The 13665-nt window shown below is 55.4% G+C and carries 8 protein-coding genes and 3 pseudogenes; 5 read left to right on the top strand and 6 right to left on the bottom strand.

Annotation, left to right across the window (positions count from 1 at the left end):
• Positions 1-7 precede the first annotated feature (7 nt).
• Positions 8-982 (top strand): deoxyhypusine synthase, encoded by a 975-nt coding sequence (locus tag HZS54_RS10920; RefSeq protein ID WP_179922549.1) that lies wholly within the window; start codon positions 8-10, stop codon positions 980-982.
• 63 nt (positions 983-1045) lie between these two features.
• Here the strand turns inward: HZS54_RS10920 and HZS54_RS10915 are convergent, their stop codons facing one another.
• The 3 genes and pseudogenes from HZS54_RS10915 to HZS54_RS10905 all read right to left on the bottom strand — a co-directional run.
• Positions 1046-3481 carry a heavy metal translocating P-type ATPase gene (locus HZS54_RS10915; RefSeq protein ID WP_179922548.1) on the bottom strand — a complete coding sequence of 812 codons (2436 nt, stop codon included), beginning with the start codon at positions 3479-3481 and terminating at the stop codon, positions 1046-1048.
• A gap of 1 nt (position 3482) precedes the next feature.
• Complete coding sequence (locus tag HZS54_RS10910; RefSeq protein WP_425484378.1) at positions 3483-4310, bottom strand: sulfite exporter TauE/SafE family protein; 828 nt, start codon at positions 4308-4310, stop codon at positions 3483-3485.
• A 185-nt stretch (positions 4311-4495) separates the two neighbouring features.
• A pseudogene (locus HZS54_RS10905) lies at positions 4496-5650 on the bottom strand (RNA-guided endonuclease InsQ/TnpB family protein); the annotation flags it as partial.
• 46 nt (positions 5651-5696) lie between these two features.
• Here HZS54_RS10905 and HZS54_RS10900 point away from each other — a divergent pair.
• Positions 5697-6863 carry an ISH3 family transposase gene (locus tag HZS54_RS10900; protein ID WP_179922546.1) on the top strand — a complete coding sequence of 389 codons (1167 nt, stop codon included), beginning with the start codon at positions 5697-5699 and terminating at the stop codon, positions 6861-6863.
• Between the two features lie 141 nt (positions 6864-7004).
• Here the strand turns inward: HZS54_RS10900 and HZS54_RS10895 are convergent.
• Positions 7005-7184: pseudogene (locus HZS54_RS10895) on the bottom strand (RNA-guided endonuclease TnpB family protein); the annotation flags it as partial.
• 393 nt (positions 7185-7577) lie between these two features.
• On the opposite strand from HZS54_RS10895, the gene HZS54_RS10890 reads away from it, so the two are divergent.
• Together HZS54_RS10890 and HZS54_RS10885 are read left to right on the top strand one after the other, a co-directional pair.
• The gene (locus HZS54_RS10890) at positions 7578-8378 is read left to right on the top strand and encodes an IclR family transcriptional regulator (protein ID WP_179922545.1); all 801 of its coding nucleotides are present in this window, start codon (positions 7578-7580) and stop codon (positions 8376-8378) included.
• A 363-nt stretch (positions 8379-8741) separates the two neighbouring features.
• Positions 8742-10090: pseudogene (locus tag HZS54_RS10885) on the top strand (IS4 family transposase).
• A gap of 646 nt (positions 10091-10736) precedes the next feature.
• Here HZS54_RS10885 and HZS54_RS10875 read toward each other — a convergent pair.
• A complete protein-coding gene (locus tag HZS54_RS10875; RefSeq protein WP_179922544.1) occupies positions 10737-11864 on the bottom strand; it encodes an aspartate aminotransferase family protein in 1128 nt (375 codons plus the stop codon).
• Between the two features lie 534 nt (positions 11865-12398).
• Between HZS54_RS10875 and HZS54_RS10870 the strand changes: the two genes are divergently transcribed.
• Positions 12399-12809, top strand: a complete 411-nt coding sequence (locus HZS54_RS10870) for a hypothetical protein (protein ID WP_179922543.1) — start codon at positions 12399-12401, stop codon at positions 12807-12809.
• A gap of 7 nt (positions 12810-12816) precedes the next feature.
• On the opposite strand, the gene HZS54_RS10865 is transcribed toward HZS54_RS10870, so the two are convergent.
• Positions 12817-13644: an IS5 family transposase gene (locus HZS54_RS10865; RefSeq protein ID WP_179923005.1), complete on the bottom strand. Its 828-nt coding sequence runs from the start codon at positions 13642-13644 to the stop codon at positions 12817-12819.
• Between the last annotated feature and the right edge of the window lie 21 nt (positions 13645-13665).

Below are 13665 nucleotides of genomic sequence, written 5' to 3'. Positions count from 1 at the left end.
TACCGGTATGAACGACGATTCTCATAACCACGTTGTTCCCGGAAGTGACGAAGAGTTAGCCACGCCAGACGTGCAGGGTTACGACTTCCGCGGGGAATTCGACTTTCAGGAGATGCTGGAATCCTATGCGACGACGGGTTTTCAGGCGACACAACTCGCAGAGGCCATCGACATCGCCGAGCAGATGCAAGACGCTGATGCCACGATCTATCTCACGTGTACGTCGAATATCATCTCGTCGGGATTGCGTGAAGTCGTCGCCTACCTCGTTCGCGAAGGATACGTCGATGTGCTTATCACGACCTCGGGATCGCTGGCAGAGGACGTCATCAAGACGGCGAAACCATTCAAAATGGGGGAGTGGGATGCAGACGAAGCCGCGCTCCGGGAACAAGGAATCAACCGTCTTGGAAATCTCTTCGTTCCCTCTGATCGGTATGTCTGGCTGGAAGAGTACTTGTACGACTTCTTCGAGGATTTCTTCGCCGACGAAAAGATTCGGACGCCGACGGCATTTGCCCGCGAACTAGGGGACACACTCGACGATCCGGATTCGGTACTGAAACAAGCAGCGGATAACGACGTTCCCATGTACTGTCCGGCGCTGACAGACGCCGAAGTCGGGAACTTTCTCTATTACTACCGACAGGGGTACGATTCGGAGGTCGGCATCGAAATTCTCGACGATTACGACTCGCTCATCGAGGATGGGATGCTCGCCGACACGACGGGTCTGATCGCGGTCGGAGGTGGCGTGCCGAAACACCACGCGATCATGACGAATCTGTTCCGCGGCGGGGCGGATTACGTCGTCTACATCTCGACCGGTATGGAAGGAGATGGGTCACTCTCTGGAGCGCCCCCGAACGAGGCAGTGTCGTGGGGGAAGATCAAGGACGATGAGCGTACGAATTACACACAGGTCGAGGCAGAAGCGACACTCGTCTTCCCACTGCTCGTGGCGAGTGCTTTCAGCGAGTAAGCAACAGACCGTAGATCCAAAAGCGTAGTACGATGGTCACGGAGGATGCCTGCGTTCAAGCGCTTAGTCCGAATGTGCTGGCGGCCCGAGTCGGCTGCTACGCTCGCTAGAGTCGGTCTCAGCCGAATTTTCTCCGTTCGCCGGAAGGAGTCGGCGCTTCGAATTAAAGACGACGATGAGACTGCTGATCGCCATCATAACGGCGGCAATCAATGGCGTAATCATGCCAGTCATCGCCAATGGAAGCGCGATTGCGTTGTAGCCAGCCGCCCAGACGAGATTCTGTTTGATTCGTCCCCGAGTGTCACTCGCCAGCCCGAATAGCTCGGGAACAGCGTCGAGACGGTCGTCCAGCACCACCGCGTCGGCCGCCTCGATCGCCAGCTCGGTGCCGCTTGAGACCGCGATCCCGAGGTCTGCGCTCGCGAGTGCGGGCGCATCGTTCGTGCCGTCGCCGATCATCGTTGTCGTCCCACGCTCGCGAAGTCCCCGGACGATCGCTTCCTTCGACTCGGGGCGCACGCCCGCGAATACGTGATCGATCGCTGGATGGTTCGCGAACGTCTCGGTCATCCGCTCGTCGTCGCCGGTCAGCACGACGAGTTCTCGATCCGCGTCCGCGAGATTGGAAACCACGCACTCCCAGTTCTCACGGGGCGTGTCTCGCACCGTGACGATTCCTCGGACGACGCCGTCCCACGCGACCGCCGTGGGATGAGTGCCCGACTCGTAGGCGTCCGTGACGGCTGCCTCGATCGCCGCGGGAATCGTCCACTCGTCGGCGTCGAAGGAGTCGGGATGGCCGACCACGACGGGGGCGTCGTCGACGAGCGCCGAGACGGTCCGGTCGGCGCGCTCGAAGCTCGACACCGAGCGTGTGGTCGGTGGGGCGGAATCGTCGATCGCAGCGGCGATGGGGTGGCTCGACCGGCGCTCGACGGCGGCTGCCATCGAGAGCACTTCGTCGGGATTGTCGCCCACGACGTCCGCGAGTTCCATCTCTCCCGTGGTGAGCGTCCCTGTCTTGTCGAACACGACGACTGAGGAGTCGTCGATCCGTTCGAGCACCGTCTCGTTGAGAACGAGCATCCGATTGTCGGTTGCATCGCGAGTGGCTGCCGCGAGGGCAAGCGGGGTCGCGATCCCAAGCGAGCACGGACACGAGACCACTAACACGGACACACCGGCTAGTATGGCTGTGTTCGGGTCATTCCCAAGGAGGAACCAGCCAGCGGCAGTCAGCGCGGCGAGTCCGAGGACGAGCGGGACGAACAGCACCGCAAAGCGGTTGACAATACGCTGGACGCCCGTCGCCGAACTCTTGACGTTCCAGAGGAGTTCGACGAGGCGATCCATCGTGCTGGTGGCATCTGGCCCAACTTCGACAACAATCGCGCTATCAGTGAGGACCGACCCGCCGAGTACGCTGTCTCCGACAGATTTGCGTTGCGGGAGCGATTCACCCGTGACGAGCGCCTCGTCGATCGCGGCGGTTCCGTCGACGATCTGGCCGTCGACTGGGATCCGTTCGCCAGGTTTGACTAACAGACGATCTCCCGGCTCACACTCTGCAATTTCGATGGTTTCGGTAGCATCGCTGTCGTCGTCGAGCCGACGGGCTTCATCGACGCGCGAATCAGTGAGGTCAGCACGATTGCCGAGCGCAGCACGTTTGACCCGTGACTCCAGATGGTTGCCGATAGTGACGATTGCAAGCACCATCACCACGACGTCGAAGTACGGGTCGCGCCCGCCTGTGAGATAGGTTGCCAGCGAGTAGACGTACGCTGCGAGCACTGCGATGGCAATCAGCACGTCCATATTCGGGCGACCGACTCGCAGGCTCACATAGGCCCCGCGGAAAATGGGGTATCCAAGTCCGATGAGGATAAGCGTGCTCCAGACCGCTAACGGCCCGAAAACCATCGCTTCAACGGTACTCCCGTAGAGGAAGCTCTCGGGGTAGATACCGAGATACACCGGATAGATGAACAGGACGTAGAGAATCAACACCGGCATCATCAGTATCGCTGCGATCACCGCACGGTATTTGCCGAACTCGACGCGCGAGCGCAGCGAGTCGTTTTCCTCGTCGGGACCGCGGGCCTGATAGCCCAGTCGGCTTAGTGCCGCAGCGATCCCGTTGCGATCGAGGCGGTCGGGATCGTACACTACCTGGGCCATTTCAGTCGCATAGCTCGCACGCGCTTCGTGAACGCCGGCCGCTTCCTCAGCGAGGAGTTCAATGAATCCTTCACAGGTCTGACAGTGCATTCCGTCGATCGATAGATAAGCTGTTTCGGCATCCTCAGGGACATCGAGTTTGTCATCCTCGGCTGCGACACGGTCACGGACGGCTGCAATCGAAAGGTCGACGTCCTCACCGTCGTCAACCAGGCGTGCGACCTCTAGACAGCCCCGACAGCAGAACCTGCCGTCGATGTCTTCGTCGGTGATTGGATCGTCGACGGGGAGCTCACAGAGTGTGCAGGTAGACATCTCAGGTAACCACCTCCGACTCGACGATCGGTTGATAGTACGGGATATCGGGCATCGGGAGCATGACGCCAAACCGCATGAGTCCCATTGCCAACAGTATGTATCCGAGCCCAATGAACAACACACCAAGTCCATAGTGGACCACCTGTCGCTGGCGGGCGCTCACCGACTGGATCACCGTTCCGTAGAGGAACACGCTGGGGATCGTCCCAAGTCCGAGCGCGCCCAGTGAGAGGAGGCCATACACAGGCGAGCCCTGTGCGAACGCATACAGGAATGCGGGATAGAGCAACATACACGGTAACAGTCCGTGAAGCGCGCCGAGACCAATGATGCCGATGCCGTTGACCCAGCGGTCGATCCGCGTTGAGATGACTGTGTAAGTGCGTGCGAATACTGATCCGATGCCAGTACCGGCGATAATGCCTTCGACGGCGCCCTGTTGGTAGCCAGCCAACCGGGTGACTCCCATTACGAGGATCGCCACGCCGATGCATATGCCGACGGCACCCTGGACTGGCCCGAGAATCCCAGCGAGCCCAACCGTCCCGTAGAGTAACGCGCCAGCAGTCCCAAAGATAGCTCCGATGAGAGCGTAGCTTATCGTCCGGCCGAGGTTGAACAGCGTATGCTGACGCACTTCGTAGAGGGTGAGTGCGCCCGACCAGCGGTTGTTGGTTTCCATGCGCTCGGCGTAGGTTGCAACGAGCGGGCCGCACATTCCAATACAATGTGCACCGCCGAAGAGGCCAATCAGAAAAAACGCTACCAGTCCATAGCCGCTCGTGACGCTAATTTCACTCATTTGGACTGAAACTGCCGATATCATACTCAGAACTGGCAGAGCCAGCATAGGTTAGACAGTACGAATCATTCTGTGTAGTGAGTTTCGGTTCGGTTTGTGACTTCACCAATTACTTTTTCGCCTGTGCGAGGCCGGATCGCTGATGACCCATGACTGTTAGAGATTATCGTAGCCAGTCAGAGGGTTCACGTACTGTAAACTACCCCACCCTACTCGCTCACGGCTTCGCCGTTCGCTTCGTTGAGGGTGGGGCTTTCGCGTGGATTCCCGTTCTGGCCGCCGACGGCGGCAGGCTCATAATCGCCGTTCACGTTCAACGTCCCGCGATTCAAGCGCACGTTTACGGGTGCGCCTCCGCCCGAAGACTTTTGCGCCGAGCGGAGATGCTTCAGACCGATGTTCTTCGCCGCGTTGTAGTCCGCGTGCGGTGAGTACCCGCACTTCAGACACTTGAACGCGTCCTGTCCGTCCGAGATCGGGCGGTTGTTCTCGTGAGTGAACCCACACTTGGAACACCGCTGGCTCGTGTAAGCGGGACTCACCTGCTTGACCGAGATACCCTCTACTTCGCCTTTGTACGCCACGTAGTCGTACAGTCGACGGAACGCCCATGCATGGAACTTCTTGGCACGAGGCATCCGCTCACGAATCCCCGTCAGGTTCTCAAACGCGATTACGTCACAGTCATGTTCGACGGCTTCCGCGACGAGTTCCTTCGAGACGGTGTGTAAGAAGTGGTCGTAGCGACCCGTCTCGGTGCGTCCGACCGATTGCATAGTTTCGTGAGCGGCCCGCGTTCCACGCTGTTGGAGCGACCCACGCCGCTTCTCGAACTCACGATGCCAGTGATTCAACTCCGATCCGTTCCAGAACTCGCCGGTTGAGGTGACGGCGACGTTTTCGATGCCAAGGTCAACGCCGAGGACTGTGCTGTGCCCGTCGTTGCCGTCGTCGGCAGTCTCGAACTCCACGTCCGCCTTTGTTCGGACGTGAAGGTAGAACTCACCATCTCGGTAGTGGAGTTCTGCGCCCGTCACTTCGTAGTCGTCGTTGAATAGGTACTCCGAGTGGGGAGTCTCGCGGCTCTCGTCGGGAAGGACGTACTCGGCGGTGATGCGTCCTTCGACGGTTGAGAGCGTCGCGTCGTCGTCGTTGAACGTCGCACATCGCTTGTCGTAGACGAGCGTCGGGGCGGTGAAGTGCGGTTTCCCCGCGTAGTCACCTTGCTTCCACCGAGCGACGACGCTCTGTACGGCGTCGGCGGCCTTGTTGCGGGCGTTCTGGACGAGGTTCGCTTGAAGCCTCGTTTCGGCCCGCACGTCGTCGTAGGTTTCGCGTTGAAGTTCTGCTTTGCTCGTAGTCTCAGTACATCACAAAGCCGGTTAGTTAGAACGTCTGCTTGCTGAGGATGTGCACTCCAACAAGCAAGCAGACAGTGAAATTCACGAGGACCAGCTCCTTAACTTCCTCGTCAACCGGCTTGACGAGGAAGTTGTTCTCGACCTCGGCGACAATGCTAAAATCGATGCTGAGGACATCTTCGAGGTCCTCGTCGGCGCTACCGCCGACGGGACCTCGATTTCCTCGCTTTGCGAAAAGAGCAAGGACGCTCCCTCAGCTAACGATGTGCTCTATCATCTCCGGACCAAGTTCGATCTCCACGCCGTCCAATCTATCGAAGATACTCTCCTCCAACGAGATTTGCTTGAGACACTTCCTCAGCAGGTGGAGGTCGTCGCCGACCTCCACCTGCGGCCCTACTACGGAGATGAAGACGATACAGACGGTCTCTACTACAACGAAGCCAAAGCAGGAACCACCGCGTTCCACGCCTATGCGACACTCTACGCGCGCGTGAAGAACAAACGATACACGCTGGCGGTACGCCGTCTTACCGACGGCGATACCGCCAGCGACGTCCTCGCTGAGTTTCTTGGACTCCTCGAACACTTCGAGTTTGACGTCAAAGCGGTCTATCTTGACAGCGGCTTCTACGACGGGAAGTGTCTCACACTGCTGCAAGTACACAATTTCGCGTACATTGTCCCGGTCATTTCGTGGGGCAAGGAGATCAAGCGTGAACTGGCCACTGGCTGGAGTCGTGAGATCGCCCACGATCTCACGACGTCCTTTGGTGACCACGAATGGACAGTTGAATTCCCGGTTCTGATTGACTGTACCTACAAGAATGGACGATATGGAGAGAACGGAGTGGCGCGTCACAGCTACGCCGTCGACGCGCCGTTCATCACTGAGTCCTCACAAGCCCGATCCCATTACAGTAAACGGTTTGGGATCGAGGCTAGCTACCGCCTCTCCGAGGCAACGCTCATCTCGACAACAACGCAAGATCCGGCGAGACGGCTGTTATTCGTAGTTCTCAGCTTATTGATCCAAAACGTCTGGCGGTATTTGCACTGGGAGTACGTGGCGACGCCCCGCCGAGGCGGGCGTCGCCTCTGGTGGTGGCCTTTCGAGGAGTTCATCGATATGGTAACCCGAGCAGCGTGGACGGCCCTCGCGGTGCGTCGGGCCGTCCCCGCAAATCGGCCCCCTGACGATCGGTTCCACCGGTAACCACTGACCGGGTTAGCCCCTCTCGAAGTGGCAACGCTGTCGCGTCGGCGGCTGACCGCCGCCGACAGCGACACCTCTCCGTCGATTCCCCACGATCTCTTTGGTGGGGCTGTTAGTACAACTGCTCTGACGTCGATTTCAGAGTTCAGAAACAGTTAGCTGAGTACGCTTTGTGAGGTACTGAGTCTTGTACTCGCCTTGCCATGCGTGGTCTACGACGTAGTTGGCGGCCCACAGGAACTCGGAAATGGTTTCGTGGAGGATGTCGGTGTCGCTGTCGGCCACGTCGAGTTTGACGGGGACGGTGCGACGTACCTCCATCCGTGTTTCAGACGTAGCGCCATGCCTCTATACTTGTAATGATTAGGGGGAGTCGACCAGCCATCGAGCGTAGTTGGTGTAGTACCATGTCGGTTTCCTCTCCGACCTACTCGCTCGTTACACTCGCTCCTTGAGGTCGGAGGCTCCACCTCGAATTACGCTGAATTCCCGTGGATTCTCGGTTATATCAAGGCAGCTTTGTGAATTCCTATCATAATACCTTTCCACTCGTGGGGCTCAATACTCCTCTCGTTGCTGGCGTAGTCAAGTAATAGAAGCCGTAACACTGTTTTCTCCCCGAGCGGAACCGGTCTATCCTTCTTGAGAGTTCAACTAATACATAATAATCCACGATATACGAACTTATATAATCTCCCGTTAGAATCTCTATGTATGGGTAATCAGATTGCCAAAACCACGGTCCGCTCGCTATCAATAGTAGATACCATCCAACGATTGGACGGAGCGACGCTAGATGAATTAACCGCCGAACTGGGAATGGCAAGAAGTACAGTACATATTCACCTACGTACGCTTATTGATCAGGGTTATTTAACGAAGGAGGGTGAGGTGTACCACGTTGGTTTGCGATTCCTCAACCATGGCGAGTACGCACGGTCCCGGAAACAGGCATACGTCCTTGCCGAAGAGACTGTAGCCAACCTTTCTGATCAGATTGATGAAGAGGTAGAATTTGTCGTTGAAAACAACGGACGAGGGATTCTTGTCCACGAGTCGTTCCATCCCGACAGTCAGTTTGATTCGAAGGATTCTCATACATCCAAATCCATTACATCTGCCGGAATTTATTATTATCTTCACAGTGTCGCAACTGGAAAAGCGATCCTTGCTGAATACCCGAGGGAGCGTATTGATGAGATATTAGACCGGTGGGGGCTAAGAGAACAGACTGAGAAAACAATCACTGATCGGGATTCGCTCTTTGAGACGTTAGATACGATCGAGAAGCGAGGAATAGCGTTTGCTGATGAAGAATATGTGGATGGACTACGAGAAGTCGGTCGAAGAGTTAAAAATCCAGATGGCAGTGTTCTAGGCGCTATTGCAGTCATTGGGCCGACGTACCGCTTCCAGAATGAACGGTTCACTAAGGAAATACCAGATTTACTCGAAGAGTATGTTGCATCTCTCGAAAAAGAGATTGAAGAGGCGTATCGGGAGGAGCATTTTTAGACTACTGTCTTCGACTGCTAACTACAATCGCTACCTACGTACTCGTCGCACCAAGAAGCCACACTGTCTACTATTGGATTTGCGTTATCATGAGCATCCGCCGACTTTCCTTAGTACTACTTCGTCGGTTGTGCGTTGATGGCGTTATGAACTGATTCACGAGCGGAGCTGTACCTTCCCAAGATCGGCTCTCGGGCAGATTCAGTTGGTCGAAGCCAACGTGACCTCGATCATGATACCCCACTTTCGACTGAAACCCACCACTGCCCGTATCCCATACGTTCTAGTTTAATGCGAGGATCGACCGCTGTCTGTTGATTGGATATCGCCGGAACTACCGGTGATAGAAACCCGGTGGGAGTTATGCCCTACTCACCACCGGATTCGGTAGTCGTTGGTCGGATTCAAAGAGCGTTTCCCTCTGATGAGTTGCGCGAGCGCGCTCGCGCAACGTCGCTGGTCCAACGAGAACGGAAGTTCGACGTGGTAGCGTTGTTCTACACGCTTTCGTTCGGCTTCGCTGCTGGATCAGACCGCTCTCTCCAGGCGTTTCTCGAACGCTACGTCGAGATGGCTGACTGCGATGAACTCTCGTACGCCGCGTTTCACGAGTGGTTTGAGCCGACATTCGTTGCGCTCCTTCGAGAGATTCTCGATGACGCCATCGAGAATCTCGATACCGGACGAGAAGACTTGAACAGTCGTCTTGAACGCTTTTGGGACGTTCTCATCGCCGACGGCACCATCGTCAATCTGTACGAAGATGCCACGGATGTCTACACAGCGACGGCGAGGATCAGGCCGGACTGAAACTCCACCTCACGGAATCGTTTTCGACCGGTATCCCGACACGGTTCCAGACAACCGACGCGAAAACCCAAGAACGGAGCCAGCTACCCACCGGCGAGTGGGTAGCTGGCGCACTCATCTTGCTCGATCTCGGATTCTACGATTTCTGGCTGTTCGACCGTATTGACGCCAATGACGGCTGGTTTATCTCTCGCGTCAAAGACGACGCGAACTTCGAGATCGTCGAGGAACTGCGTACATGGCGAGGCAACAGCATTCCACTCGAAGGAGAGTCGGTGCAGGACGTTCTTGACGACCTGCACCGACAGGAGCTCAATGTCCGGATTACGCTCTCGTTTGAGCGCAAGCGAGGGTCGTGCGCCAGCACGACCCGGACGTTTCGACTGGTCGGCCTGCGCAACGACAAGACCGGGGAGTACCATCTCTATCTGACGAATCTTGACAGAGAAGCGTATCACGCGCCCGATATCGCACAGCTCTATCGGGCGCGCTGGGAGGTCGAATTGCTGTTCAAGGAACTGAAATCGCGGTTCGGCTTGGACGAGATCAACACGACCGACGCTTACATCATCGAGGCTCTGGTCATCATGGCGGGAATCTCGCTGATGATGAGCCGGGTGATCGTGGATGAGTTGCGGGCACTCGAAACGTGACAGCGCGAGGCAGAACCCGCCCCAGACGCCGACTCGCTGGAGTCGGCGTCGGGGCTCCCCCGCCGTCGCTGTTCTCTGGCCATCGAGCGGCACGCTCGTCTGATCCAATTGTACCTGATGCTGGAGTTGGGCTACGAACTGCCGGATTTGGACGACCTGTTGCTGTGGGCATCGCAGAATCCAAACCCACACAGGGAACGGTTACGCGGAGAGGTTGAATCAGGTGAGTTTGTCTTTGATCGCCACTAAACTAGAACGCATGGCCCGTATCCACAAAATCGAACGACTGAACTGACTTCGAAGTACACCATGCTACTCGTTTAGTGGCAACCGCCGACGTTGTATTAGAAATCGGTTTGTAAGTCCCTAAGCTCCAATTTTTGGAAGCATTGATCAGGCGTCCACTAACCGACTAGTATAATAGTCCAATTTATTTGGACTCTCCTATAGACAACATGATGTTTGTATTTCTATATGAAGGGGCCGAGGGAGCGACTAGAATTACAAGCATACGGCTGTAATGCAGTTTTGGCTAATAGGAAGAAGGCTCGTTGGAGCGGGAATAACAACAGTACGTCTGTGACAGCGACAGAGGGAGTGCATACTGAGTCAACCAGCACGTATCCAAATTATATGGATTATTATAAGCTCTGAGCGTGCTACTGCTCTGAAATCTACTTTCAACCTCTAAGCTATAATCAAGACTCTAAGGATAACACCGTAGATTCAGTTGTCAAGCGCTCACTCGGCTTCACCGTGCGAGCGCGTACTTGGTTTCGTTCCGCGAAGTTGTCCCGATGTGACGTCTACAAATGCAGGTCCCTGAACACCTTCCACTCCCTCTCCCATCCAACGAATGCCATCACCTTCAATACTAATTTTCCACAGATCCAATTCAGTCGATTATTTCCCCGAGTGCATCTACGACATGGTCGGCGTGGTTTTTATCGATAGTCAGTGGTGGCAGGAGTCGTACAACAGTCCTTCCGGCAGGCAGTGCGAGGACCCCATAGTTTATCGCCAACTCCTGTAGGATACGGTTTGCTCCGCGTTTAACCACAACACCGAGCATCAATCCTTCGCCACGGATATCTCGCACCCGGTTACCGACTTCAGTCTCTAGTTGCTTCTGTAGGTATGCTCCAACCTCGGCAGCGTGGGCTGGGAGTTCGTCGTCGATAATCGTCGAGATAGTCGCTTGGGCTGCTGCTGAGATAAGGGGGTTCCCGCTGAATGTCGATGCGTGGTCGCCATATTCCTCTGCAATCCAGTCGCGACAGAGTGTTGCCCCGATAGGTAATCCGTTCCCGAGGCCCTTTGCGCTCGTGAGTATGTCTGGGACAACGCTGGTACGCTCACAGGCCCAGAGCGTACCAGTCCTCCCTAACCCTGTTTGAACTTCGTCTAGAATGAGGGCTGCATTGGCTTCTGTGGTCACGTCACGGATCGTCCTCATGAAATCGGTGGAGGCAGGGTTGATGCCGCCCTCTCCTTGAATGGGTTCAACGATGACAGCCGCTGTTTGGTCATCGACTGCCTCTACTATTGCCTCCTCATCGCCATACGGAACGAACTCCACGTCGTCAAGGAGTGGCCCGTACGGTGTCTTGTACTTGTCCTTCCACGTGGCCGAAAGTGCTCCCATTGTACGGCCGTGGAATCCCTGGGTTGTCGCGACAATTTTCGTGTCGCCGGTGGCGGCACGAGCGAATTTCAGTGCAGCTTCGTTAGCCTCGGTTCCGGAATTACAGAGCCAAACCTTTTCGATATCGCCGGGCGCTACCTGTCCCAGTGTCTCGTAAAGCTGCGTTCGTACTGCAACTGGATATGAACCTTGCACATAGGTTAGTCGCGAGAGTTGAGTTTCGATGGTATCCGTAACCACATCGTGTCCATGGCCTAGCGGGACGCAGGCATAACTCGCACCCATATCGAGGTATTCGGTCCCTTGGTCATCGTAGAGGTACGGACCATCGCCTTCGACGATCTCGATGGGTTTCTCAGAATAGACGAATCCACTCATTCTTAGCTATCACTGGTTTGGACTCGGAAACGTACTGGGAAATATCTGTCTCACTCGCTACACCTGTACTGATGACTTGACAGCCGACATAGAATCCAAATCCCATCTACAATTGATCTACCGGATCGATTCACCACACAATCGTCAGACTTCTCTTGAAGACCATAGCCGAGTTGTCCAGCGGGTACTTATTTGATTCATTTATACTTTTTATACCGCCATGGCTCAACGACGGAATTACTGCCACCATCTGCGACCAGAAGGACGATGAAATAGCAGTGAGGGATTCTTTCAGTATCTGCTTCTTTTTACCACCCCTTTGTGGATCCGTACGTGAATGTCCGTACTCAGACGCGGACTCGGGTGTCTTATTTCGAGTTCTACTTGATGGTTGTCTGTTCGATTCGATCGTCGCGGGTTGGCTTTTCTGACGCACAAGTGGCGCTCAGTTGAGATACCTCAAATACGCTATTCAGGATGCTGAAAACCGTATATTTATACTGCACCGAAGATCGTATTATATAAACACCAGTCATGGTTAACCAAGAATTCTCCACTAACCAGAGCAGTTTTTTGTTATCAGAAAAGCAAAGAGAAAATCTAATCTACCAATCAAATCAAGGTGGACCGATAATAAAGAAGCGCAATAAGCTCCCAGAGCTAGTTACTCGCCTAGCTGAAGATGTAATATTATATGAAGATTCAATGTTGCTCCCGCCCGGCGCTGACGAAAATATATGGAACGACCTATCAAATCGATTACCAGATAATGAAGATTATTTAAATAATCATCAGGCTCAAAAAACGAGCTATGAACTCGGTTTCACTATGGGGGCAGCCCTTAGTATGTTGATCCCAGAGGGACAGAATCATAAACGGAATCTAATCTGTGGTTTGTTGGATGGTTCTTTGGGTAAATTGGCCTTGGTGAATCGCCAGACGTAGCTTGATTTCACTGGTTTAGCGATTGCTTGATGTTGTGAACCGCACACATCAGGATGAGTTCACGAAATTCACCGTACCAAGTTCGCGCACGCACGGTGTCGCCGAGCGTGCGCTTGATCGTCGAGAAGACGGTCTCACACATCGCTCTCTGGCGGTATCGCGGCCCATCGATCCGCGCGTTGTGCGCGTGATCGATGGGCCGGTACTCACGATGTTTGATTAGCGGTCTCACGCCTTCTTCGCGGAGTTTTTCGCGTAACTCCATCCAATCGTAGCCTTTGTCGGCAGCGAGGCTGGCGAGGTCGCCCGCGTTGCGGAGGGCGACCTGCCAGCCGAGCTGCGTGTCGTGGCGTTTCTCGGTCGTACAGTGAACGTCCAGAATGGCTTGGCTTTCTGTGTCGACGAGAGCAGTTGCTTTGAGCGTCTGAGCCCGGTAATTCGTCCGCCGACAGTAGTGTTTGCTAGCGTTTTCGCGGTCGAAGAACGTCGCATCGATGGCGGCGTGACCGCTCGGCTCGTGCAGCTGCGCCGAGAGGCGCAGCAGTACTCGCCAGAGTGCTGTCTTGATTCTGTCAAACCACTTGACTAGCGTAGAGTGGTCGGGGAGATCGGCCGCGTCGAGGCCGATCTCCCCGAGTATTTGTGGCATCTCGCTCAGCAAATCAAGTGCTTCTCGGTAGGATTTTTCTAGGTAAACCCGCAGACAGTGCAGCGACACCACCGCATACTCGGCGAAGCCGCCACCCCCTTCGGGGGCGGCGACTTCGCCTCGCTCACCAACAGCATTTTTAGCTAACTGAACGACTTTGCTCGTGAAGCGGGAAATTTTCGACATGGACATCGACGGTTTCCCGCT

Origin of the sequence: Halosimplex pelagicum (assembly GCF_013415905.1) — an archaeon.
Lineage (GTDB): Archaea > Halobacteriota > Halobacteria > Halobacteriales > Haloarculaceae > Halosimplex > Halosimplex pelagicum.
This window is presented reverse-complemented; position numbering and strand designations above follow the sequence as displayed.